20 protein-coding genes and 1 tRNA gene are annotated in these 22,126 nt (G+C 71.1%); 11 read left to right on the top strand and 10 right to left on the bottom strand.

Annotation, left to right across the window (positions count from 1 at the left end):
• Positions 1-65: 65 nt before the first annotated feature.
• Both JYA75_RS28955 and JYA75_RS25305 read left to right on the top strand, forming a co-directional pair.
• On the top strand, positions 66-521 hold the full coding sequence (locus JYA75_RS28955) for a hypothetical protein (RefSeq protein WP_231385869.1): 456 nt from the start codon (positions 66-68) through the stop codon (positions 519-521).
• A gap of 16 nt (positions 522-537) precedes the next feature.
• Positions 538-1,044 (top strand): nitroreductase family deazaflavin-dependent oxidoreductase, encoded by a 507-nt coding sequence (locus JYA75_RS25305; protein ID WP_239010495.1) that lies wholly within the window; start codon positions 538-540, stop codon positions 1,042-1,044.
• A 100-nt stretch (positions 1,045-1,144) separates the two neighbouring features.
• On the opposite strand, the gene JYA75_RS25300 is transcribed toward JYA75_RS25305, so the two are convergent.
• Positions 1,145-1,217: transfer RNA gene (locus JYA75_RS25300), tRNA-Arg, on the bottom strand.
• A 476-nt stretch (positions 1,218-1,693) separates the two neighbouring features.
• On the opposite strand from JYA75_RS25300, the gene JYA75_RS25295 reads away from it, so the two are divergent.
• The 3 genes from JYA75_RS25295 (at position 1,694) to JYA75_RS25285 (ending at position 5,213) form a co-directional block, all read left to right on the top strand.
• Positions 1,694-2,467: a neutral zinc metallopeptidase gene (locus tag JYA75_RS25295; protein WP_203329511.1), complete on the top strand. Its 774-nt coding sequence runs from the start codon at positions 1,694-1,696 to the stop codon at positions 2,465-2,467.
• A gap of 324 nt (positions 2,468-2,791) precedes the next feature.
• The gene (locus JYA75_RS25290) at positions 2,792-3,616 is read left to right on the top strand and encodes a M23 family metallopeptidase (RefSeq protein WP_029541940.1); all 825 of its coding nucleotides are present in this window, start codon (positions 2,792-2,794) and stop codon (positions 3,614-3,616) included.
• A gap of 76 nt (positions 3,617-3,692) precedes the next feature.
• A complete protein-coding gene (locus JYA75_RS25285) occupies positions 3,693-5,213 on the top strand; it encodes a glutamate-cysteine ligase family protein (RefSeq protein WP_006933285.1) in 1,521 nt (506 codons plus the stop codon).
• Here the strand turns inward: JYA75_RS25285 and JYA75_RS25280 are convergent, their stop codons facing one another.
• From JYA75_RS25280 to JYA75_RS25265, 4 genes are all read right to left on the bottom strand, one after another.
• Positions 5,214-7,499, bottom strand: coding sequence for a M28 family peptidase (locus tag JYA75_RS25280; RefSeq protein WP_185713774.1), 2,286 nt, complete (start codon positions 7,497-7,499; stop codon positions 5,214-5,216). It lies immediately after the preceding gene.
• A 75-nt stretch (positions 7,500-7,574) separates the two neighbouring features.
• Positions 7,575-8,798 (bottom strand): globin domain-containing protein, encoded by a 1,224-nt coding sequence (locus JYA75_RS25275; RefSeq protein WP_006933281.1) that lies wholly within the window; start codon positions 8,796-8,798, stop codon positions 7,575-7,577.
• Positions 8,799-8,853: 55 nt separating this feature from the next.
• Positions 8,854-9,294, bottom strand: a complete 441-nt coding sequence (locus JYA75_RS25270; protein ID WP_006933279.1) for an Rrf2 family transcriptional regulator — start codon at positions 9,292-9,294, stop codon at positions 8,854-8,856.
• Positions 9,295-9,359: 65 nt separating this feature from the next.
• A complete protein-coding gene (locus JYA75_RS25265; protein WP_006933276.1) occupies positions 9,360-9,806 on the bottom strand; it encodes a CBS domain-containing protein in 447 nt (148 codons plus the stop codon).
• A gap of 147 nt (positions 9,807-9,953) precedes the next feature.
• On the opposite strand from JYA75_RS25265, the gene JYA75_RS25260 reads away from it, so the two are divergent.
• From JYA75_RS25260 to JYA75_RS25250, 3 genes are all read left to right on the top strand, one after another.
• Positions 9,954-10,904: a universal stress protein gene (locus tag JYA75_RS25260; RefSeq protein ID WP_029541943.1), complete on the top strand. Its 951-nt coding sequence runs from the start codon at positions 9,954-9,956 to the stop codon at positions 10,902-10,904.
• A gap of 92 nt (positions 10,905-10,996) precedes the next feature.
• Positions 10,997-12,037, top strand: coding sequence for an LLM class F420-dependent oxidoreductase (locus JYA75_RS25255; RefSeq protein ID WP_029541944.1), 1,041 nt, complete (start codon positions 10,997-10,999; stop codon positions 12,035-12,037).
• A 56-nt stretch (positions 12,038-12,093) separates the two neighbouring features.
• Complete coding sequence (locus tag JYA75_RS25250) at positions 12,094-12,996, top strand: universal stress protein (protein ID WP_006933272.1); 903 nt, start codon at positions 12,094-12,096, stop codon at positions 12,994-12,996.
• 180 nt (positions 12,997-13,176) lie between these two features.
• Here the strand turns inward: JYA75_RS25250 and JYA75_RS25245 are convergent, their stop codons facing one another.
• The 3 genes from JYA75_RS25245 to JYA75_RS25235 all read right to left on the bottom strand — a co-directional run bounded on the left by JYA75_RS25245 (position 13,177) and on the right by JYA75_RS25235 (position 15,393).
• Positions 13,177-13,452 (bottom strand): hypothetical protein, encoded by a 276-nt coding sequence (locus tag JYA75_RS25245; protein ID WP_006933270.1) that lies wholly within the window; start codon positions 13,450-13,452, stop codon positions 13,177-13,179.
• Positions 13,449-14,402, bottom strand: a complete 954-nt coding sequence (locus JYA75_RS25240) for an acyl-ACP desaturase (RefSeq protein ID WP_043797719.1) — start codon at positions 14,400-14,402, stop codon at positions 13,449-13,451. Before JYA75_RS25240 ends, JYA75_RS25245 begins: the two co-directional genes overlap by 4 nt.
• A 70-nt stretch (positions 14,403-14,472) precedes the next feature.
• Positions 14,473-15,393 (bottom strand): nitroreductase family protein, encoded by a 921-nt coding sequence (locus JYA75_RS25235; protein ID WP_050036289.1) that lies wholly within the window; start codon positions 15,391-15,393, stop codon positions 14,473-14,475.
• A gap of 193 nt (positions 15,394-15,586) precedes the next feature.
• Here JYA75_RS25235 and JYA75_RS25230 point away from each other — a divergent pair, with 193 nt between their 5' ends.
• Entirely contained in the window at positions 15,587-16,225 is a 639-nt protein-coding gene (locus tag JYA75_RS25230; RefSeq protein ID WP_029541947.1) for a response regulator transcription factor, read from the top strand.
• 13 nt (positions 16,226-16,238) lie between these two features.
• Here the strand turns inward: JYA75_RS25230 and JYA75_RS25225 are convergent, their stop codons facing one another.
• Positions 16,239-17,921, bottom strand: coding sequence for a GAF domain-containing protein (locus tag JYA75_RS25225; RefSeq protein ID WP_050034739.1), 1,683 nt, complete (start codon positions 17,919-17,921; stop codon positions 16,239-16,241).
• 151 nt (positions 17,922-18,072) lie between these two features.
• On the opposite strand from JYA75_RS25225, the gene JYA75_RS25220 reads away from it, so the two are divergent.
• Both JYA75_RS25220 and JYA75_RS25215 read left to right on the top strand, forming a co-directional pair.
• Entirely contained in the window at positions 18,073-19,419 is a 1,347-nt protein-coding gene (locus tag JYA75_RS25220) for a nicotinate phosphoribosyltransferase (RefSeq protein WP_203330224.1), read from the top strand.
• 181 nt (positions 19,420-19,600) lie between these two features.
• Positions 19,601-20,347 carry a 2OG-Fe dioxygenase family protein gene (locus JYA75_RS25215; protein ID WP_050034741.1) on the top strand — a complete coding sequence of 249 codons (747 nt, stop codon included), beginning with the start codon at positions 19,601-19,603 and terminating at the stop codon, positions 20,345-20,347.
• Here the strand turns inward: JYA75_RS25215 and JYA75_RS25210 are convergent.
• Entirely contained in the window at positions 20,328-21,860 is a 1,533-nt protein-coding gene (locus JYA75_RS25210; RefSeq protein ID WP_029541955.1) for an MFS transporter, read from the bottom strand. The two genes, JYA75_RS25215 and JYA75_RS25210, sit on opposite strands and share 20 nt — an antisense overlap.
• Between the last annotated feature and the right edge of the window lie 266 nt (positions 21,861-22,126).

Genomic DNA, 22,126 nt, shown 5'->3' with positions numbered 1-22,126 from the left:
AAGGAGCGCCGACGATCCGATACCGGTGTCCCGGAGACGGTAGGAACCTGCACACCATTTCGCTGATGAGCACGCCCGGCAGCGATCAGGACTGTGTGGACCTGCAGGTCGTGTTCACGCGTCCGCCGCAGTGGAATCCGCTCGAGTACGGTCCCTCGAAGAAGGTGTGCCTCCAGGGCCGGATCGTCGAATGGCCGTGGTTCCTTCTGCAGCAGGAACAGCAATGCTGGGAGCGGTTCCGGAACGTATTCGAGAAGTACGTGGTGGTACCCCGTCCGGTTCCCGCACCGCCCGGCCCGGTGGAACGGTGGATCGCGAGCCTTCGGGGCGACGAGGCCGCGACGGTACGGGCTGAACTGGACACTGTCGAGCAGTTGGATCACGCCCGGGACGGCGATTTTCTCGCAGAGATCCGTGCCGACCTCGCGGCGAGGTTCCTCCGGTGGGCGAACTCCGAGGACGGGCCGGGTGCCGTGGACCGCTCGCCGCCACGCAGCGATCCGGGTCGAGATTCCTCCTGAGCGAGAGGGCGGACCCGTGACCGAAAAGGCAACGCTCCGGCGACTGGCGGAGTGGGTGTTCGGCGGCGTCGTGCTCGTCGTCGACACGGTCTTCACGGTGATCCGTGTCGTCGTGTGGCGCTCGCGCTGGAAGCCGGCATTGACTGCCCTGCGCCGGTACAACAAGGTCGTCCTCAACCCGGTGATCTTGAAGAGGGGAGGGAAGACGGTCACAGCGGTGCATCACGTGGGTCGCACATCCGGATGGCCATACGTGACCCCGGTGTGGGCGGAACGATCCGGACAGTCGTTTTTCATCCATCTGCCCTACGGCACCGACGTCGACTGGTGCCGCAACGTTCTGGCGGGCGGGGGCTGCGTCCTCGAGCGCGAGGGCGTGCGCTACGACGCCGTCGCTCCCGTGATCGTGCCGGCGGCGGAGGCGGAACCGCATGTGTCGTCGGCATCGAGGAGGATGCACCGACTGTTCGGCGTCGAGTCGTATCTACGGCTGGACATCGCCCCTGGCGTGCAGGCGGACTGATCGAGCGGCTGGAGCAGGGGCATCGCGCTGGTTCGCCCGCTTCCCGCGAGTGGCGGTCCGTAGAGAGCGGCTGCGGGTGAGCTCGACCAGCGGTCTCTTGTGCCCCCGGCAGGATTCGAACCTGCGACACCGGCTTTAGGAGAGCCGTGCTCTATCCCCTGAGCTACGAGGGCGGCGCGCGGTGGACCGGCGGTGCCGATTCGATGCGCGGTGTGAGTGTAGCCGGGATCGCGGCGCCGGTGTGAAACGGTCGCGGAACCAGCGGCACGGCGAGCGCCGCCGCCGCGCCGACGGCGATCCACGTGACGGTCCAGGCCTGGTCGGAGGCGTGCGAGGCGGACAGCAGGGGCCGGGGTGCGGAAGCTCGACCCGTAGATCGCGGCGCCCGTGAGGGCGATCGCCGTTCCCGCCCGGTCGTGCACCCGAATGTCACACGCCGTCAATCCAACCGAACGCATGTGACATTCGGCCGGAGGTGCGGCAGGTGACCTGCGGCCGGTGACATTCGGCCGGAGGTGCGGCCAGTGACCCCGGGGGTGGGGAACCGTCCCCCTCGGGGTGCGGTGTGCAGCCCGAAGAGCCCTGGAGTGCGGCGGTGGCGTGCCGGAGGGTGGATCCGCACGCCGAATCCTCGTCCCCGGGAGTACTCATGCCTCGCTCGATCTCGCGCACGATCCGCTTCGCCGCCGTGGCCGTCGCCGCCGTGGTGCCCGCCCTGGGTGCCGTCGCTCCGGCCGCCGCGGAGGACGAGTCTGCCCTGCAACAGCTTTCGCCCACAGCGGAGTGTCCGTTCGCCGCCGGGAGCACCGGGCAGTACACGACGGACGCGATGGGACCGTATGTGCAGTGCTTCCTTCCGTCGATCGAGTCGTGGATCGATGCCACGTACCAGGACATGCCGCATCCCGCCGCCTACTACTCGGTGGCGGCGGGGAAGTCGGGGGAGGCGGCGCCCGGCTGCGCCTACGACGAGAACTCGCTGATGTACTGCGCGGCCGACCGCAGCCTCTACATCGGCGAGAAGGCGGCGATGGACCTCGTGAACGGCTACGGGGAGATCGCCATTGCCGCGGTGCTGAGCCACGAGGTGACGCATCACTTCCAGACGATGCTGGCACTGCCGGAGCCCGACCCGGCCGAACCCAACAGTGCCATCCCCTACGAGAACCAGGCCGATTGTGGATCGGGCGCCTTCGTCGCGTACTCCGAACGCGACCTCGGCGTCACGGTCGAGCAGACCGACCTGGCGTCGCTGGGCCGGGCGTTCGCCGCGGTGGGGGAGGACAAGGGGCCGGAGCGCACCCACGGCACCGCCGAGCAGCGCATCCAGGCATTCGACACCGGCTACCTCAGCCCGTCGCCCACCCCGTTGCTCTCGTGCGTCGACTACATCCCCGAGGCGCCCATCGCGTACATAGGCTGACGCGCCGGGCGCTTCGCTGTGATCACAATCACATAACTGCCGACGTCTCCTCGCGGTTCTGTATGCGCGCGAGGCGGCGCCGGGAGCCGCCGGACCCGGCGGACGTCCCGACCCGCCCGCGCGCACCAGGAGGGTGTTTCCGCAGTTCACGCGGGTGGGGCAGGGCTGCATCCGGCCGGGCTGCCGCCGGGTCGCCGTCGGTACCCACCGCAGAAGTGTCCGAAACGTAACGTTGGCGCTGCCCTATATCGTTTTGTTACTTTGAGTCGCCAGAAACGGCCGGGCACACCCGGCGCGCAACGGACGACGGATGAGGTAGCAACTGTGGGACGGCACCAGCGGGCAGGCGACGAGGCGACCACCTTCGAGATGGATCTGTCCGGTGCGTCCTCCGGCCGCGGCCGGCACCGCGTCGAGCCCACCGGTCCGTCGGCACCCGTGAAGGCCGCCACCGTGGCCGCCGCCACCGGCGCCTTCTTCGCCGTGGGTGCCCAGCTCGCCGCCGGCACGGCCAGTGCCGCGCCCGCCCCCGCCCAGACCGGCACCCTGCCGTTCGAGGTGCCGCAGGGCCTGCTGCCCGAGGGCTTCGAGCTCCCGCAGCTGCCCGGTGCGCCCGCCCCGGCCGACGAGCACGGCCACGAGCACGCCGCCGCTCCCGCCCTGCCGCCGGAGCTCGACACCCTGGTCGACCAGTTCGCCGCGGGCCAGGGCTGGCTGAACAACCTCAACCCCGCCAAGCCTGCCACCGTGCAGCCCGTCTCGGGCACGCTCACCTCGGACTTCGGCCCCCGCTGGGGCAGCCACCACGGCGGCATCGACATCGCCGCCCCGATCGGCACGCCGATCAAGTCCGCCGCCGACGGCACCGTCCTCGACGCGGGCGCCGCCTCCGGCTACGGCCAGTGGGTGCGCGTCCTCAACGACGACGGCACCACCGCCGTCTACGGCCACGTCGACACCTACCAGGTCAGTGCCGGTCAGCGGGTGACCGCCGGTCAGCAGATCGCCACCGTCGGCAACCGCGGCTGGTCCACCGGCCCGCACCTGCACTTCGAGGTGTGGGACCAGGCCGGCGGCAAGACCGACCCCAACGCCTGGCTCAGCACCCGCGGCGTCGTCGCCGACTGGGGCAGCTACCGCGCCGTCTGACGCTCGCCCCCAACTGCGGTCGCTCGGCCGCTAGGCTGACGAATCATCACCTAGCGGGGGAGAGGGACACGGCTCCATGGGCACGCAGATCAAGGCTCGCTCCTTCACCCGCGCCGACCGGCGCGAGTTCCGCACCAAGGTGCAGGCCTGCCTCGCCGCCCTGGACCGGATGCTGCGCGACGGCGCCTTCACCGACGCGCGCGAACGGCCGGAGCCGCTGCTCGGCATGGAGATCGAGTTCAACCTCGTCCAGGACGACATGGAACCGGCCATGTGCAACCTCGAGGTCCTGCAGGCGATCGACGATCACGCCGTGTTCCAGACCGAGCTGGGCCAGTTCAACGTCGAGATGAACGTCGACCCCGGGCCGTTCGCCGGTGACGCCACCCTCGACATCGAGAACACCCTGCGCGAGTCGCTGCGCCGCGCCGACACGCGGATGCACCGGCAGGACGCCCAGCTCGTCATGATCGGCATGCTGCCCACGCTCGAGCTCGCCCACCTCGACCGGGAGCGCATCACCGCCAACCCGCGCTACGAGGCCCTCAACGAGCAGATCTTCGCCGCACGCGGGGAGGACATCGAGCTCGATCTCGACGGCGTGCCCCTCCCCGGCCGCGACGACGCCGAACAGCTGCGGGCCGACGCCAACTCGGTCGTGCCGGAGGCGGCCTGCACGTCGCTGCAACTGCACCTGCGGGTGGCGCCGGAGGACTTCGCCGACCACTGGAACGCCGCTCAGTGCCTGGCCGGGGTGCAGGTGGCGCTCGCCGCGAACTCCCCGTTCCTCGCCGGCAAGGCGCTGTGGCACGAGAGCCGGATCCCGCTGTTCGCGCAGGCCACCGACACCCGCACCCAGGAGCTGAAGAATCAGGGGGTGCGGCCGCGGGTGTGGTTCGGCGAGCGCTGGATCGACTCGGTGACGGACCTGTTCGAGGAGAACTCGCGGTACTTCCCGGCGCTGCTGCCCGAGGTGTCCGACGTCGATCCGATCGCCGAGTTCGATGCCGGCCGGATTCCGCGGCTGCGCGAGCTGCAGATGCACAACGGCACCATCTACCGCTGGAACCGGCCCGTCTACGACGTCGCCGACGAGCACCCGCACCTGCGGCTCGAGAACCGGGTGCTGCCGGCGGGCCCAACGGTGCTCGACATCATGGCCAACGCCGCGTTCTACTACGGGGCGCTGCGCGCCCTCGTCGACGCCGACGTGCCGCTGTGCCGGTTCATGAGCTTCGACGCGGCCCGCGAGAACCTCGGGATCGGGGCCAAGTACGGCCTCGACGCGCGGCTGTACTGGCCCGGCCTGGGCTGGGTGGGCGCCGACGAACTCGTGCTGCGCCGGCTGCTGCCCATGGCGGACGCGGGCCTGACCGCCTTCGGGCTGTCGCAGCAGGCGCGGGACCGGTACCTGGGCATCATCCAAGGCCGGTGCCTGAACCGACAGACCGGGGCGGCGTGGCAGCGGGCGCAGGTCGTCGAACGGGAGGACGCCGGCGCCGACCGGCGCACCGCCCTGCACGGAATGATGCGTGACTACATCCGGAACATGCTGGGCGGCAAGCCCGTTCACGAGTGGCCGCTCGGCACGGCATGATCACAACCGGACGGTGCGGGTCACCGCGACCGCGGGGGTGACCACGGCCCGGTCGTCCGGAGCGGTGTAGCCCGGGACGACGGTGAGGTCGTCGGTGACGTCGGCGACGTGCAGTACCACCGCGCCGTCGCGCGGGGCGACGGTCAGCCGCACCTCGATGCCCTCGGCCGGGGTCCCGGAGAACAGGAACCCGAACGGCGCGGCAGGCGCGGCGCTCCGCCCGGCCACCACCGCCTCCCGCACCGCCGCGGACGTCCCGTCCACCCACAGCCCGATCGTCGGCGCCCCGCGCGGCGACGTCAGCCGCAGGGTCAGCGTCCGTTCGTCGCCGTCGGTGACGTCCGCGACGACGGCGAGCCCGGGCGCGGGCAGCGGCGCGACCGGCGCGGGCCCGTGGGCGAACCTGGTCTCGCTGCGCCACGGGAACGCGTCCGGCAGCGTGGCCGGCTCCTCGGTCAGCAGGGCGCGGCTCCAGGCCGAGGCGGGGGCGCGCGGCGACGCCCACACGGCGGCACCGGTGTCCGCGTTCAGCGCGTAGAGCAGTTGTTCCTGCCGCGGCGGGGTGGCGCCGTCGCGGTTGACCCAGCCGCCGACCGGCGCGGCCACGAGCACGACCCCCGCGGCGGCGATCGCGGCGAGCCGCAGCTGCGACGGCGCGCCGGCGGCGTCGACGAGCGGCAGCGCCAGCGCGAACAGCACCGCGACGAACACCCCCGCGAGCGGCGCTCCGGTGAGCAGACCGGCGTCGAACGACGCCACCGCGGCGGGCACGAGCACCACGACCGCCGGAACTGTCCCGGCCAGCGTCACCGGCGTCCGCCACCCGCGCCGATCGGTGGGCAGCAGGTCCACGACGAGCGCGGCGATCGCCGCGGGCAGCGCCGGCAGCACCAGGACGGTCGCGACGCCGAGGAAGGGCAGCGCGGCCAGGGCGGTGACCGTCACGGCGAGCAGCGCGCCCGTCGCGAACGCGGCAGGGCCGACACGGCGGCGCACAGGCGGATACGCCGCGAGCAGGACGGCGACGGCCGCGGCCGCCGCGGCGACCTGATAGGGCACCGGCAGGTACGGCTCGCGCAGGACCGCCGAGGCCTGACCGGGAGCGATCCGCAGCGCGAGCCACCACGGCACGAACGCCGCGCCCGCCGCCGCGGCCGCCACGGCGATCGAGATCCCGCCCGACGCCGCGAGACGGCCCGCCGAGGCGGCACCGTCCCGGATCCGCCGGGCCGCGAGGGCGCCGGTGACGGCGGCGAGCAGCGCGGTCAGGGCGATCTCGAGCGGGCGCGGGTAGTGCACCGGCCCCCAGGGCAGCGTGACGACGACGTCGTCGCCCCCCGAGCCGAGCACTGCCAGGTCGGCGGACGAGAACCGCTGTGCCGCAGCAAGGGTGGTTTCTCCCATGCGCTGCAGCGACGCGGTGTCGAGCCGGTCCGGGGTGTCGAGGGGACTGTGATAGTAGGCGCCGCCGCCGGCGATCGCGGTGTCCGCGACGTGCATGCCGGCCTCGGTGAGGCGGCGGAAGTCGGTGTCGTTGGGCAGCAACTCGAACGCCGTCTGGGTGAACGAGTCCGCGGTTGTGCCGGGCACGCCGGACAGCACACCCACGAGACCCGCGTTGGGGGAGGAGATCCGGAAGGTGACGGGGATCCCGCCGTTGCCGCGGGCCTCGTGGTTGAGCACCACCGTCGGCCTCGCGTCGGCCGGTTGCCGCCGCGTGTACTCCTCGGCGCCGAGCAGGCCGCGTTCCTCGCCGTCGGTCACGAGCACCGTGACGTCGTTCCGGGGGCGGGGGCCGGCGGTCAGGGCGCGGGCCGCCTCGAGCATCGTGGCGATCCCGATCCCGTCGTCGCCCGCGCCGGGGGAGCCGGCGACGGTGTCGTAGTGCGCGGCGAGCACGACGGTGCCGGTGGGGTCGGTGCCGGGCAGGGTGGCGACGACGTTCGCGACCCGGCCGCCCCGCTGGGTGCCCTGCACGGCGGTGGCCGACCAGCCGACGCCGTCGTCGACGCGGACGGACCAGCCGAGGTCGTCGAGGATGCGGACCAGGTACTCCCGGGCCTCGGCATGGCCGGCCGAACCCGGGGTGCGCGGCCGCGCGGCCACCGCCTCGACGTGGGTCGTCGCGCGGACGGCGCTGAACGCGGTGGGGGGAGCGTCGGCCGGTGCGGGTGACGCCGGGGTCCGCAGCGTGGCCGCGAGCCCGACGAGGAGCAGCACGAGCAGTCCGATCCGGCCGGCCCGGCGGGTGCGGCCCGCGCCGGCGGGGGCCGGAGCATCGTCCATGCGAGCGAGCCTAGCGCCGGATCGTGGAGACGACCGTGCCCCGGCCGCGGGGGCCGGGGCACGGTCGGAGGCGACTCAGGCGTTCGGGGCCCAGCTGTCGGGACCGAACACCTCGTAGTGGATGTTCTCGGCGGGCACGTTGCGCTCGATGAGGGCCTCGCGCAGCGAGAGCATGAACGGCAGCGGACCGCACAGGTACGCCTTGGTGTTCGGGTCGAGCGGCAGGTCCGACACGTCGGCCCGGCCCACGCGCACGGTCTCGAGCGGCTCGCGGGCGCCGAGGTCCTCGTACCACCGGTGCACCTCGGCGGACGGGATGCGCTCGACGAGGGTGGCCAGCTCGTGCCGGTGCGCGTGGTTGGCGACGGAGCGGTCGGCGTGCAGCACCGAAACCTTGCGCTCGTCACCGGTTTCCGCGAGGTGCGCGAGCATGCCGATCATCGGGGTGCAGCCGATGCCGGCGGAGGCCAGCAGCAGCGGGGCGCCGTCGTCGGGCAGCACCAGGTCGCCGAACGGGGTGGTGACCTGCAACTCGTCACCCTCGAAGACGTTGTCGTACAGGAAGTTCGACACTTCACCGGCCGGCGCGACGGTGCCGTCGGGGGTGGTGGTCGCCACGATCCGCTTGACCGTGATGCGCCAGTCGCCCTGGGCCGGCGCGTTGGTCAGGCTGTACTGGCGGATCTGACGGGCCCCGTCGGGCAGCTTCACGCCCACCGAAAGGTACTGTCCCGGACGGAAAGCGGGCAGCGGAGCGCCGTCGAGCGAGGTCAGGACGAACGAGACGGTGTCGGCGGACTGGTGCCGGCGCTCGGCGACCCGGACGGTGCGCCACACGTCGCCCGGCGCGACGCCCGCGGCCTTGTACAGGTCGTCCTCGAGCTTGATGAGCGTGTTGGCCATCAGCCAGTACAGCTCGTCCCAGGCCGCGGCGACCTCGGGGGTGACGGCCTCGCCGAGGACCTCCACGATCGCCTCGAACAGGTGCTTGTGGACGATCCAGTACTCGTCGGGCTTGATGCCGAGGGAGGCGTGCTTGTGCGCGATGCGGGACAGGATCGCCTCGACCCGGGCCGGGTCGGGATCGAGCTGCAGGGTCGCGAAGGCGGCGATGGAGCCGGCCAGGGCCTTCTGCTGTTCGCCCTGCTTCTGGTTGCCGCGGTTGAACAGGTCGCGCTCGAGTTCGGGGTGCGCGGCGAACATCTTCTTGTAGAACAGCGGGGTGATGTCGCCGATGGCGGCACCCACGGCGGGGAGGGTGGCGCGGACAACTTCCTTGGACTCGGCTGAGAGCGGCATCGTGAACTCCGTTTCGGGTAGGGCTGGGCCGGTTCCGGGCTGTGGAACCGTGCGGTCAGACGGCGGGGCGGGTGAGATCGAGCAGGACGGTGCGGGTGGGGGCCCGGGTGAGATCGGCGACGGTGACGGAGTCGAGCGCCGCGTAGAAGGACTCCTGGGCTCGGCGCAGTGCGCCGCGGAGGCTGCATCCTTCCCGCAGCGGGCACGGTTTGTCGCCCTCGCAGGCGACGACCTCGCCGTCGCCTTCGAGTTGCCGGGTGAGCCATCCGACGGACGCGCCCCGGCCGAGCTCGGTGATGGTCAGTCCGCCGCCGCGGCCGCGGCGGGTCGTGACGACGCCGAGTTCGCTCAATCGTGCGACCACCTTGGTGGTGTGTGCGTACGACAGCTGCAGCTGCTCGGCGACGCGCTTGGTGCTGGGGGAGCTGTCGGGCGCGGCGGCCGCCAGGTACATGACAACTCTCAGTCCGAGATCGGTGAACTGGGTGAGTTGCATGACCTGAGACTAGATAATTGGTATCTGAAATGACAATTTAATGTGACGTAGATCGCTTCCGTGCGTCAGCGTTCGAGCACGGGAAGGATATTGCGCCAGCTGACGATTCCGATCGGCCTGCCGTCGCGCACCACCGGCACGGACCGCAGCCGCATCTGCAGCATCGCCCGCGCGATGTCGAACAGCTCGGCGTCCGCGTCGAGGGCCACCGGCGGCAACGCCACCGCCCGCACCGTCAGCGGCCGGCGGATCGCGGTGACGAGCGGCAGGTCTGCGTACATCGACAGGCGCGCCAGATGCGCCCCCGCCAGCGCCTCCTCGGTGATCAGTCCGCAGAGCCGGCCGTGCTCGTCGACCACCGGGAGGGTGGTGAAGCCGTTGCGGGCCAGCACCTCCCCGGCCCGCTCCAGGGTGGCGTCGACCGTCACGGCCAGCACCGGCGTGCTCATCACGTCCGCCGCGCGGACCTTGTGGGCCGCGGGCCCCGCCATGCGGATCGGTCCACCGGACATGATGCGCCTCCTCTGCCTACGATTGTGGCCGCATCCCCGCTACCGGGCCAGTGGCTCCGGACTTCCCGGAGAGGGACCAAAGACCATTCCTGCCCCCAGGGGAGCGGATTAACCTCGACCCCGAGGACGATCCCTGCGACGAGAGCGGTGACCGACGTGAAGTTCCCAGGCAGCAAGGCGCACCACGAGCCCACGCACGACGAGGCGGTGCGCTCGAACACCGTGGTGGTCGGGATCGACGGATCCCCGGCCTCCGACGACGCCGTCCGGTGGGCCGCCGCGACGGCCGCCGACCGCGGGCTGCCGCTGCACATCGTGCACGCTCTCGACTTCGCCCCCAGCGGCTACAGCGGGGCGCCGTTCATCCAGACCGCACAGGTCTTCGAATGGGTCGAGGACGAGGGCAAGACGCTGCTGCAGCGCGCCGAGGAGGTCGCCCGCACCGTCGCGCCGGCACTCGAGATCACCACCCGGCTCGCCGCCACCGGCAGCGCGCGCTGGCTCATCGACCTGTCCGCCCGCGCGCGGATGCTCGTGCTCGGCTCCTCCGGCACCGGCCGGGTGGGCGAGGCACTGCTCGGCTCCACCCCGGTGTCCGTCGCCAGCCACGGTCGCTGCCCGGTCGTCGTCGTCCGCGGCAAGGCTCCGGAGACCCTGCCCGACACCCGGCCCGTCGTCGTCGGGGTCGACGGCAGCCCCCTCAGCGAGAAGGCCGTCCGCGCGGCGTTCGAGGAGGCCGGCCTGCGCGGCGTCGACCTCGTCGCGGTGCACGTGTGGAGCGACATGCGGCGGGGCACCTTCGACGAGGCCGTGGAGGTTTCGATCGATCCGAACGCGTTCGCGGAATCCGAGCAGGCCCTGCTCGCCGAGCGCCTCGCCGGGTTCCACGACCGCTACCCTGACGTGAACGTGCGTCGCGAGGTGTACGTCGACGGGCCGCGCGCCCACCTGCTGGCCTGGTCGGAGAAGGCGCAGCTGCTGGTGCTCGGCAGCCGCGGCCGCGGCGGCTTCACCGGCATGCTGCTCGGCTCCACCAGCAACTCGCTGATCCGCGACGCGCAGTGCCCCGTCATGGTGGTGCGCCCCGACGAGTCCTGAAGGTCGCGCCACACCCCGGCGGTAGGGTACCTGGCACACGGGTACGAGCGTGCCCGGCAGGACCACGCACCAACGAATCACGGGGTATGCGGATGCGCATCGGGATGGGATTGAACTACAGCGGCGGATTCGCCGAGACGGCGGCGGAGGTGGCCGATCTCGAACGGGCCGGCCTCGACATCGTCTTCGTACCGGAGGCGTACTCGTTCGACGCGGTCAGTCAGCTCGGCTACCTCGCGGCCAAGACCGAACGACTCGAGCTGGCCTCGGGCATCTTCCAGATCTACACCCGCACGCCGAGCCTGACGGCGATGACCGCCGCAGGTCTCGACTACGTCTCCGACGGCCGCTTCGTCCTGGGTATCGGTGCGTCCGGCCCGCAGGTCATCGAGGGATTCCACGGCGTCAAATACGACGCGCCGCTCGGCCGGACCCGTGAACTCGTCGACATCTGCCGCCAGGTGTGGCGCCGGGAGAAGGTCGAGTACCAGGGCAAGTACTACCAGATCCCGCTGCCGCCGGAGAAGGGCACCGGACTCGGCAAGCCGCTCAAGCTGATCAATCACCCGGTGCGCGAACGCATCCCCGTCCTGATCGCCGCGATCGGCCCCAAGAACGTCGAGATGACCGCCGAGATCGCCGAGGGCTGGGAACCGATCTTCTTCTATCCCGAGAAGGCCGCCGACGTGTGGGGCGAGTCCCTCGCGCGCGGCAAGGCCAAGCGCGATCCCGCGCTCGGGGACCTGCAGGTCTACGTCGGCGCGGCGCTCGCGATCGGCGACGACGTCGACTTCCTGCTCGACTTCGTACGCCCGCACCTCGCGCTGTACATCGGCGGCATGGGGGCGAAGGGCAAGAACTTCTACAACGACCTCGCCGTCCGCTACGGGTACGCGAAGGAGGCGGAGACCATCCAGGACCTGTACCTCGCAGGCCGGAAGGAGGAGGCCGCCGCCGCGGTGCCCGACGACCTGGTGCGGGCGGTCTCGCTCATCGGGCCCGAGAGTTACGTCCGGGAACGCGTCGCCGCGTTCGCCGAAGCCGGCGTCACCACCCTCAACGTCAACCCGATCGCGGAGAACACCGCCGGCCGGGTCCGACTGATCGAACAGCTGCGGGAGATCTGCAACTGACACCCGCGCCGATGTGAGAACCCGGGCCCACCGGCCCGCCGACAGAGGGGATTTTCATGACCGAAACCCAACCGATCGTCGTCGCGGTCGACGGATCCGACGCGGCGGCGACCGCGGTGATCTGGGCGGCCCGCGCTGCCGCGGCCCGCGCGCTGCCGCTGCACATCGTCACCGTCGTGCACATCCCCGCGTTCTACTACTCCGAGCCCTACCTCGCGGAGAGCTTCCACGAGGAGATGAAGGAGACGGCGCGGGCGCGGCTCGACAGTGCCAAGGTGCTCGCCAAGCGCATCGCCGACGAGCAGGGCCCGGTCGAGATCACCACGGAGCAGATCGAGGGCAAGGTCGTCCCCACCCTCGTCGACCTCTCGAACCGTGCCGACACCATCGTGCTCGGCTCGCGCGGGCTCGGGGAGGTGAAGGGGCTGCTCGTCGGCTCCGTCACCCTCGGTCTCGCCTCGCACGCCCACTGCCCGGTCGCGATCGTGCGCGGCCGCACCCTCGACGGGGCACCGCCCTCCGACGGCCCGGTCGTGGTCGGCGTCGACGGTTCCGAGGCCTCCGTGCGCGCCGTCGAGGTGGCGTTCGCCGAGGCGGCCGCCCGCAAGGCGACGCTCGTCGCGGTGAACGTGTGGAGCGACGTGAGCGTGCAGCCGTCCCTGGGCGCGGTGCCCGAGGATCCGCAGTGGAGCAGGATCCAGACGGGGGAGGAGGTCGTGCTCGCCGAGAACCTCGCCGGGTTCCAGGAGCGCTACCCGGACGTCGTCGTCGAGCGCGTCGTCGCGCGGGACCGGCCGGTGCGGGTGCTGAGCGAGTACGCCGAACGCGCCCAGCTGATCGTCGTGGGCTCCCGCGGCCGCGGCGGCTTCAAGGGCCTGCTGCTCGGATCGACCAGCAACGCGCTGATGCAGACGGCCGACTGCCCCGTGCTGATCGTCCGGCCGGACGGTGAGAAGTAGCCGTCCCGTCGCGGCCTGCGCCGCATGTGTTTGCGCGGCATGGTGCTTCCCGCGCGCGTCCCTACGCGTGCGGGAAGCATCGCAGCGCGCGACCGCCGGGAACGTACCCGGACGCTCGATGCCCGGCACCCTGAGCGGGTGCCGGGCATCGTCGCCGGGTGGTTCCGGGTCGCCGCGTGGTCAGCCGAAGTCGTCGAGGCCGCGCCGGCGCAGCTCGCTCCACACGTCGGCGGGATGCACCCCGCGACGGACGGCGTCGTTCTCGATCAGCACGCCGAGCATCTGCGAACTGAGGAAGGCGACGTCCTCCGGGCGGTGCGTGCCGCTCTTGACGGTCAGCCATCCGGACACGTCGCCCCGCTTCGCGGCGCGGGCCATGTCGAGCACCGAGCCGAACAGCTCTGCCGACCCGGTGTCGCGGTCCTCCCGGGATCCGGGCTCGCGCACGCTGGTCATGCGCTCGCCCCTGCGTGTTCGTCGCGCCGGGCCTGACGGGCCAGCGCCCGGTCCCGGGCTTCCTCGAACCGCTCGGCCTTCGTCTGCAGGTCGGTGAGGAAGGCGTCGAGGTCCTCGCGCAGCTGCTCGCCGCGGCCGCCGAAGTCGGTGCGGTCGAACACGCGCCACTTGCGGAGCACCGGCAGCACCACGTCGTCGAGATGCTGCCGCAGGTCGTAGATGCCGCCCTTGGCGATCAGCACGGCGTTGCGCCGGAAGTTCGCCATCGACGCGCCCGGCATCCGAAAGCGGGTCAGCACGCTCATGATCGCGGCGAGCGCCTGGTCGGGGGCGATGTCGAGGGCGCCCTCGACGATGTTGCGATAGAACATCATGTGCAGGTTCTCGTCCGCGGCGACGCGGGCGAGCATGCGGTCCGCGATCGGATCCCCGCAGGCCTTACCGGTGTTGCGGTGCGAGACCCGGGTCGCCAGTTCCTGGAAGGTCACGTACGACACGGACTCGAGCATCGACGTCGAGCCCGGGTCGAATCCGGTGGTCATGTGCGCCATGCGTGCGTTCTCGAGCGCGACGGGGTCCACACCGCGGGTGACCACCAGGTAGTCCCGCATGACGACGGAGTGCTTGTTCTCCTCGGCCGTCCAGCGGCCCACCCACGTGCCCCAGGCGCCGTCGAGGCTGAAGTGCTCGGCGATCTCGCGGTGGTAGGAGGGCAGGTTGTCCTCGGTGAGCAGATTGGTGATCATCGCTGCCTGCGCGGTTTCGGACAGCGCGGACTGGTCGGGGTCCCAGTCGATGCCGCCGAGGGCGGCGAAGTTGCGGCCCGCGTCCCACGGAACGTAGTCGTGCGGATGCCAGTCCTTCGCCATCGCCAGGTGGCGGTGGACGTTGTCCTCGGCGATCGGCTCGAGCTCTCGGAGCAGTTCGAGATCCGTGAGTTCCCTGGTCACAGTGATGTATTCCCTCTCTGGTGGGACCCCGGGCGCCCCCCTGCGGCGCCCGGCGGTCGGTTCGGTCGGGTCAGAACCCGATGCGCATGATCAGTTGCGGCAGGCCGTCGATGTCCATCCGCTCGGCGAGCCGGTCAGCCGAATCCTCCACGCGCAGTGGATAGGTGAGTACGGACGCCGACAACCGGGCGTCGACCGCCGCCAGCCACGCCCGCTCGGAGGCGATGCCCACCCGGACCAGGTCGATCGGATCGCCGGAGTGCACCGAGAACACCAGCACGGTCTCCCGGTCGATGGCCGCCGCGAGTTCGGTGGTGTCCGGCACGCCGGTGGTGATCAGCGCGCGCCCGGCGGGGCCGCCGGCGTCGAGATCGGCGCCCCAGTCGGTCACCACCTCGGCGTTGCCCTCGGGGTGCCAGTGCGACGTCCACCGGAACATCTCGCGCTGGTAGTACGGATTGCGGCGCATCGCGTCGGCCGAGTAGGTGAGCATGTCGGCGAGCGCCGGGGCCTCGTCCGACGCCAGCAGGCGAACCTGGACCCCGGGGAGGTCGGCGGCGGCCATCACGTCGGCGATGGTGGTCGCCGGCACCGGGATCCGGGCGAACGACTCGCGGTGGCTGCGCCGGTGCGAGATGGCGGCGAAGAACCCCAGGTCGGTGCTCGAAGGAGTGGCCGGCGCCGCTGCCTCGATCCGTGCGATCAGCTCGGGCCGCTCCGGCTCGGGCAGCAGCAGGGTCCGGGTGCTCCAGCCGAGCACCCGGATGCCGAGTTCGAGGTTGGCGACGGCGGCTCCGCACGAGATCAGCCGATCCGGGCGCAGGGGGTCCTGGCCGGGGGCGGCGAACTCGACCCGCTCCTCGAGTTCGGCCGTGCGGGCCGGGAGGCGCAGGCTCCACGGCTGAGTGTCGTGGATCGAGGGGGCCTCGATCACGGCACGCGCGATCACCTCGGTGTCGCTCGTGGACCAGGTGTCGGGCACCGTGGACATCGCAGCCTCCTCGTCCTGGTCGGTCACCTCGCACGGCTCATCGAGGATGACTGTCCGAGCATCGCCCGCGGGCTGCACCGGGCGCATGTGCCGAAGGTCCCGAAACTGCCGTCGAACGGCCCGGGGTCGGCGGCGCGCGAGCGAGCTGAGACGATGGTCACCGCAATGCCGGTGTCAGGAAAGGTGAGGGACGATGCCTCGGGTATTTCTCGTCGACGACCATGAGATCGTGCGGCGCGGGTTGGTCGACCTGCTCGACAGCGTGCCCGACTTCACGGTTGTCGGGGAGGCCGCGTCGGTCGGTGAGGCGCTGGCCCGCATCCCGGGCAGCGGAGCCGAAGTCGCGGTGCTCGACGTGCGCCTGCCCGACGGCAACGGCGTCGAACTGTGCCGCGAGCTGCGGGCCCGCATGCCGGAGCTGCGCGCGCTCATGCTCACCTCCTACGCCGACGACGAGGCCCTGTTCGACGCGATCATGGCGGGCGCGTCCGGATTCGTCCTCAAGCAGATCCTCGGCACCGACCTGGTCTCGGCGATCCGGACCGTCGCGGCCGGCGGCTCGCTGCTCGACAGCCGGGCGACGGCCGCGCTCATGGAACGCATCCGCGCGTCCCGCACGGCGGACCCGCTCGCCGAGCTGTCGGAGCAGGAGCGGGCCGTGTTCGAGCTGATCGGGGAGGGCCTGACCAACCGGGAGATCGCCGAGCGGCTGTTCCTGGCGGAGAAGACGATCAAGAACTACGTCTCGCGGCTGCTGGCCAAGCTCGGGATGCAGCGCCGCACGCAGGCCGCGGTGCTCGCCACCGAGCTGCGCAAGCAGCGCGAGGTCTGACGGGGACCCCGGGTCACAGGGGGACCTGCCACAGCACGCGCGTCCCGCCCCTGTCGCCGGGTCCGGTGCTGCAGCGGCCGCCGCACTGCTGGGCGCGCCGCTCGAGGTTCGCGAGGCCGCTGCGGCGCGGGGTGTCCGGCAGCCCGATGCCGTCGTCGACGATCTCGATCGTGAACTCGTCGCCCGCGGTGACGGATACGGAGATCTTCTCCGACTGCGAGTGGCGCAGCGCGTTGCTCAGTCCCTCCCGCAGCACCGCCTCGGCATGCGGATGGATGCGTGCGGGTACGAGAGTGTCGATGGCGCCGGCGAATTGGACGTTCGGCGCCACGGGGGACTGAGTGGTCAGGTCGCCGACCACATCCAGCAGCCGCCGCCGCAGGCTGGTCGACGCCGCGGCGCCGGTGGTGTGCAGATCGAAGATGGTGGTGCGGATCTCGCGGACCGTGCGGTCGAGCTGCTCGACGGCGTGCTGGACGATGTCCGCGACCCGGTCCGGATCGGTGCCGGGCACCAGGGTGCTCTGCAGGCTCATCCCGGTGGCGAAGAGGCGCTGGATCACGTTGTCGTGCAGATCCTGTGCGATCCGGTCCCGGTCGGCGAGCACGTCGAGCAGCCGCTTCTTGCGTTGTTGCGCCGCGAATTCGAGTGCCACCGTGACCAGGTCGGCCATGGACTTAAGGCGCGTGACCTCCGCGTCGTCCCACGCATCGGAACGGGCCGACCGGGTGGCGATCAGTACGCCGGTGACCCCCGACGTGGCGGACAGCGGCAGGATCGCGGCGCGGCCCGCGCCGGCTGCCGGAAGCCCCTCGAGGTTGTCGGTGATCAGTGTGCGCCTGGTGCGGATCGCCTGCAGCGCAGGAGAATCGGTGAGGTCGAGACGCGAGCCCGTCGCCGGCGGGTCGGGCGCGGCGGCGGCCCGGACGGTCCCCTCGGTGCCGTCGACCAGCAGGACGTAGGTGCCCACGGTGTGGGCGAGGTCCCGGACCCGGTCGACCAGGAGCGCCAGGGTCTCGTCGACGGAACCGCCCACCAGCAACCGTGAGTTGATCGCGGCCACCGCCTCGAGCCAGCGTTCGCGGGTGAGGGACCCCTCGAACAGGCGGGCGTTGTCGATCGCGACGCCCGCGGAGGTGGCGAGGACCTTCAGGATCACCTCGTCCTCTTCGGTGAAGGCGGGACCGTCGATCTTCTCGGTGAGATAGATGCTTCCGAAAACCCTGCCGCGCACCATGATCGGCGTGCCGAGGAAGCTCTTCATCGGTGGGTGGCCGGGTGGGAAGCCGATCGAGGCGGGATGCTCCGACAGGTCCGCGATCCGCACCGGCCGCGGGTCGTTGATGAGCAGGCCGAGCAGGCCCCGACCCTCGGGCAGGTGCCCCATGCGGCTGCGCTCGGCCGGGTCGATGCCGACATACACGAACTCCGACAGCCCGCCGTCGGGCGCCCGCACGCCGAGCGCACCGTAGCGGGCGCCGAGCAGCGCGACGGCCGCGGAGACGATGCGCTGCAGCATGGAGTCGAGTTCGAGGCCCGACCCGACGACGAGCACCGCCTCGAGCAGGCTCTGCATGCTCGCCGGGGTGGTAACGGTGTCGGTGAGCCGTTCACGGATCTCGGCGAGCAGTCCGTCGATGTCGGCGGTGTCGTCGATCGTGCCGTTGTCACCGGGAGCGCTCACACCCGTCAGCATAGGTGCACTCCTCGCGCGGCCCCGAGTGCCGGTCCGTGCACCGCGGCAAAAGGGGGCAACACGGCCGCAGCCCGTCGCCGGCGTGTGAGAATCCGCATATGGAGAACGGGCCCGGACGGGCCGGGTTCGACGGAGACGGGTGACGGCTGCCATGGGAGTTCCGCCGCGCGGTGCCGCGCTGTTCACCGACCTGTACGAGGTCACTATGGCGCAGGCCTATCTGGCTCTGGGAATGTCGGACACGGCCGTGTTCGAGACGTTCTTCCGCAAGCTTCCGCCGGGACGGTCCTATGTGCTGGCCGCCGGCCTGCCCGACGTGCTCGATTTCCTCGAGGCGTTCCGGTTCGAGGAGGACGACCTGCAGTACCTGCGCGGCCTCGGCCTGTTCTCCGACGAGTTCCTCGAGCGGCTCGCCGGGGTGCGTTTCACCGGCGACGTGTGGGCCGTGCCGGAGGGCACCGTCGTCTTTCCGAACGAGCCGATCGTCCAGGTCGTCGCGCCGATCCTGGAGGCGCAGCTCGTCGAGACCTTCGTTCTGAACCGGATCCACCTGCAGTGTGTCCTCGCGAGCAAGGCCGCGCGGGTGGTCGAGGCCGCCCGCGGGCGGCTGGTGGTGGATTTCGGGGCGCGCCGGGCCCACGGCACCGACGCCGCCCTCGAGGTCGCCCGGACCAGCTACCTCGCGGGTGCGGCGGGAACCTCCAACCTGCGCGCGGCCAAGGAATACGGAATACCCGCGTTCGGCACGATGGCCCACAGCTTCGTCCAGGCGTTCGACGACGAGTTCGACGCCTTCGAGGCGTTCGCCCGGCTCAATCCCGGCACGACGTTGCTCGTCGACACCTACGACACACTCCGCGGCGTCGACCTGGTCGTCGAACTGGCCGAGCGACTGGGCGACCGGTTCGACGTGCGGGCGGTCCGGCTGGATTCCGGGGATCTCGGGGCGCTGTCGAAGGCGGCGCGCGCCCGGCTCGACGCGGCGGGTCTGCACGACGTCCGGATCTTCGCCTCGTCGGGCCTCGACGAGTACAGCGTGGCGGCACTGCTGGCCGACGGCTGTCCCATCGACGGCTTCGGGGTGGGCACCCAGCTCTCCGTCGCCCAGGACGCGCCCACGCTCGATATGGCGTACAAGCTCGTCGAGTACGCCGGCGTCGGGCGGACGAAGCTGTCGAGCGGCAAGGTCCTCCCTCCCGGGCGCAAACAGGTGTACCGCCGGGTCGACGACGGCGTCTTCACAGGCGACATCATCGGCCGGCCCGACGAGAACCTCCCGGGTGAGCCGCTGCTGGTGCCCGTGATGCGGGGCGGCCGGCGGCTGTCGCAGTACGACGCCGGACTCGACGCGGCGCGACGGCGTGCACGGCAGCAGATCGACGCTCTTCCGCCGGCGCTTCGTTCCCTCGACGAGGCGGGGTCGCCGTATCCGGTGGCCGTGAGCGCACGGGTGCAGGACGATCTCGACCGGTTACGCCGGGCGCGGCAGACTCCCTGACCGGGGCCTGCCGCGTCGGGCGGGCGGAGGCCGCTTCGGGGCAACTCGCCGTGCCGACGGTGGTGTTCGCGCTCTTCGACCCAATGGATTTCGTTCGGCGCCTTTTCGGTGGGCAGCTGCGTTCATCCGTCTGCACCGGCGATGGTTGCGCGTCGGGACCGTCCTTGCTACCTCTGAGCAGATGACGGAAGAAGCCGCGGGAGGTACGGAGGCCGGCACGGATCCGGTCGAAGCCGCCCGGCGAGCACTCGCCTCCGTGGGCACGTTCTTGATGTCGGCGGCAGACCTGTGGCGATCCATCGGTGCCGACGCCGATGCGTGGGTTCGGTTCTCCGCGCATTGGGAGGAGCTTGCGCCCGACCCGTACGCGGCAGAACAGGGCGTTCACCGGCTGCGGCGCTACGGCCGGTTCCGGTACCGGGCGGCCGACGGCGCGCTGGCGCCGACGGCGCACCGTGAATTCGTACAGCCTGACGACTCCAACGCTCTCTACCTCGCACGAGACCGCCATTTCGAACCGCTGACAGCCGCGTTCCTCGAAGATCCGCTGTTCGAGCGCACGGTGAAGCTGGTGGGCCGGATCGCGCCGGTCCTCGACGAGGCTCCCGAATGGACGGTCTGGGTGCATCCGTTCCGCGTGGTCGCAACGGCGGATGACGAGGGCCGGCCCACGCCCGAGGGCTTGCACCGCGACGGTGTCACGCTGGTCAGTTCCCTGTTGATCGGCGTCGACAATGCCGTCGGCGGCGAAAGTTCGGTGTTCGGCCCGGAGGGCGATCGCCTTCTGACGACGACCCTGCGCGAACCCGGCACCTTCCTCCTGGGCGACGACCGTTGCACCCGGCACGGTGTTTCGCCGATCCGAGCGGTCGACCGCGGCAAGCCGGCACGTAGGGACGTGCTGGTGGTCACCTGCGTACCGTCCTGATCGGCCTCTTGCGGCGGGACATGAGCACAAAGGCCGCCACCGCCACAGCGATCGGCAGGGCGCTGACAGTCAGCATGGTGAGTCGCACCGCGTCGGCCAAGTCCGCTCCGAGATCGAGACCGCCCACCTGCCGAAGCAAGTTCGGGTCGTACCCGGCGCCGCCGGGGCTCTGCGCCACCGCGCTACGCGCGGCATCCACGGCCTGCTCGCCCTGGGTCGCCGTCAGCCCGCGTGCCTCGGTGTCGGCCAGCCATTCTCGCTGGAAGAATACGTTGAGAAGCAGCAGGTACACGGTGGGCCCGAACGCATAGCCGGTCATCCCGAAGGCCAACTGCACGGAAGCCACCGTTCCGGACTGCCCGCTCGGCGCCTGGGAGAGCACCGTCTCGGACACCGATGTGGAGGTCACCATCGAGCCCAGGTTGTACAGCCATACGGCCGCCACGAGCAACCACAGCGCCATTGCCGGGTTGACCGTGCCCGCCATCAGCAGTCCGCCGGCTGCCATGAGCAGGAGGCCGACGACCATCACCGGTCTCGGCGAGAACTTCCCCACCAGGCTCCCGGACAAGACCACGAAACCGGCGATCAGCAGTGTGCCGGGGAGGAACAACAGGCCGATGGTCTCCGGTGACAGCGCGAGCACCACACTGCCGAACTGCCCCAGGACGATGCCGAGCCCTGCCATGAGGAAATTCAGCGTGAAGGCCGCCGCCAGAGCCACGCTGAAGGGCCGGCTTCCGAACAGAGCCAGGTCCAGTGCCGGTTCGGGGGTGCGGTGTTCGTGGCGAACGAAAAGCACGGCGGCGACCACGCTGACGGCCAGCGGCAGCCATGTCTCGGGCCGGAAGACGCCGTTCTGCGCGGCTGCCAGTCCGATGACGAGTGCCAGGAGGGCCATACCGACCAGGATGACGCCGGCCACGTCCAGCCGAGCGCGATGCTGAACGGGCGTCTCCGGGACGTACCTCGCCGTCAGCAGAAGCGAGATCATGGCAAGCAGCGGTGCGACCAGGAACACAACTCGCCAGCCGACGGCCGCCACCGCCCAGCCCGTCAACGCGGGGAGTACCCCGCAGAGAACCATCTCGATGGCCACGAAAACGCCGATGGCCGTCGGCCGCTGCTTGTCCGTCACGGACGTCTTGAGCAGGGCCAGCGGCACTCCGAGCAGCGCCGTCATTCCCAATCCGTCCAACACGCGCATCGCAAGCAGAAAAGCGTAGTTGGGCGAGAGCATGGAGAGCAGATTGGCGACCGTGACGACGACCAGTCCCGACCTCAGCAAGCGTCGAAGCCCGAACGCGTCGCCAAGGTTGCCCGCGGCGAGGACGGCTGCGGCCATCACCAGCGTCGCCATACCGCCCAGCAATCCGACGACCTGCGGTGGCACGTCGAGGGCCCGGCTCACCTGCGGCAGATTCAGGCTCAGCACCAGCGGGTCGACGACCGTGATCGTGAAGGCGAGGGACAGGGCCAGGATGATCGGCAGGGTCCTCGCGTTGGTCCGCAACCGAGACGTAGGCACCGCCCACCTCCCCTGCTCCCACGTCCGACTTGATCGACTCTAGCCCCGGCTTCCGCGTCCCGTCGGAGGTTGGAGGGGCGAACCGACGGCCTGACACCGGCCACAACGGCGGGTCGGCTCGTGGAGGATGCGACAGACCGCCCCGGCCGCCGTCGTCGAGGATCTACACGAGACCAGGCCCGGCTGGAGGGCAGCGGTCGCCGCCCTCCGGCCGGGCCCACGCCACCGACGCGTGACACCCGCGGCCGCGG

The sequence above is a fragment of the Rhodococcus sp. PSBB066 genome, from assembly GCF_017068255.1.
Classification (GTDB): Bacteria; Actinomycetota; Actinomycetes; order Mycobacteriales; family Mycobacteriaceae; genus Rhodococcus; species Rhodococcus aetherivorans.
Note: the sequence above shows the minus strand (reverse complement) of the source record. Positions and strands in the feature narration are given on the sequence as shown.

What these genes read in the sequence shown, in the direction of transcription:
- JYA75_RS28955 (WP_231385869.1), top strand. Translation starts at nt 66, where the DNA reads ATGAGCACGCCCGGCAGCGATCAGGACTGTGTGGACCTGCAGGTCGTG.
- JYA75_RS25295 (WP_203329511.1), top strand. Translation starts at nt 1,694, where the DNA reads ATGCCTCGCTCGATCTCGCGCACGATCCGCTTCGCCGCCGTGGCCGTC.
- JYA75_RS25285 (WP_006933285.1), top strand. Translation starts at nt 3,693, where the DNA reads ATGGGCACGCAGATCAAGGCTCGCTCCTTCACCCGCGCCGACCGGCGC.
- JYA75_RS25280 (WP_185713774.1), bottom strand. Translation starts at nt 7,499, where the DNA reads ATGGACGATGCTCCGGCCCCCGCCGGCGCGGGCCGCACCCGCCGGGCC.
- JYA75_RS25275 (WP_006933281.1), bottom strand. Translation starts at nt 8,798, where the DNA reads ATGCCGCTCTCAGCCGAGTCCAAGGAAGTTGTCCGCGCCACCCTCCCC.
- JYA75_RS25270 (WP_006933279.1), bottom strand. Translation starts at nt 9,294, where the DNA reads ATGCAACTCACCCAGTTCACCGATCTCGGACTGAGAGTTGTCATGTAC.
- JYA75_RS25265 (WP_006933276.1), bottom strand. Translation starts at nt 9,806, where the DNA reads ATGTCCGGTGGACCGATCCGCATGGCGGGGCCCGCGGCCCACAAGGTC.
- JYA75_RS25255 (WP_029541944.1), top strand. Translation starts at nt 10,997, where the DNA reads ATGCGCATCGGGATGGGATTGAACTACAGCGGCGGATTCGCCGAGACG.
- JYA75_RS25250 (WP_006933272.1), top strand. Translation starts at nt 12,094, where the DNA reads ATGACCGAAACCCAACCGATCGTCGTCGCGGTCGACGGATCCGACGCG.
- JYA75_RS25245 (WP_006933270.1), bottom strand. Translation starts at nt 13,452, where the DNA reads ATGACCAGCGTGCGCGAGCCCGGATCCCGGGAGGACCGCGACACCGGG.
- JYA75_RS25235 (WP_050036289.1), bottom strand. Translation starts at nt 15,393, where the DNA reads ATGTCCACGGTGCCCGACACCTGGTCCACGAGCGACACCGAGGTGATC.
- JYA75_RS25230 (WP_029541947.1), top strand. Translation starts at nt 15,587, where the DNA reads ATGCCTCGGGTATTTCTCGTCGACGACCATGAGATCGTGCGGCGCGGG.
- JYA75_RS25225 (WP_050034739.1), bottom strand. Translation starts at nt 17,921, where the DNA reads ATGCTGACGGGTGTGAGCGCTCCCGGTGACAACGGCACGATCGACGAC.
- JYA75_RS25220 (WP_203330224.1), top strand. Translation starts at nt 18,073, where the DNA reads ATGGGAGTTCCGCCGCGCGGTGCCGCGCTGTTCACCGACCTGTACGAG.
- JYA75_RS25215 (WP_050034741.1), top strand. Translation starts at nt 19,601, where the DNA reads ATGACGGAAGAAGCCGCGGGAGGTACGGAGGCCGGCACGGATCCGGTC.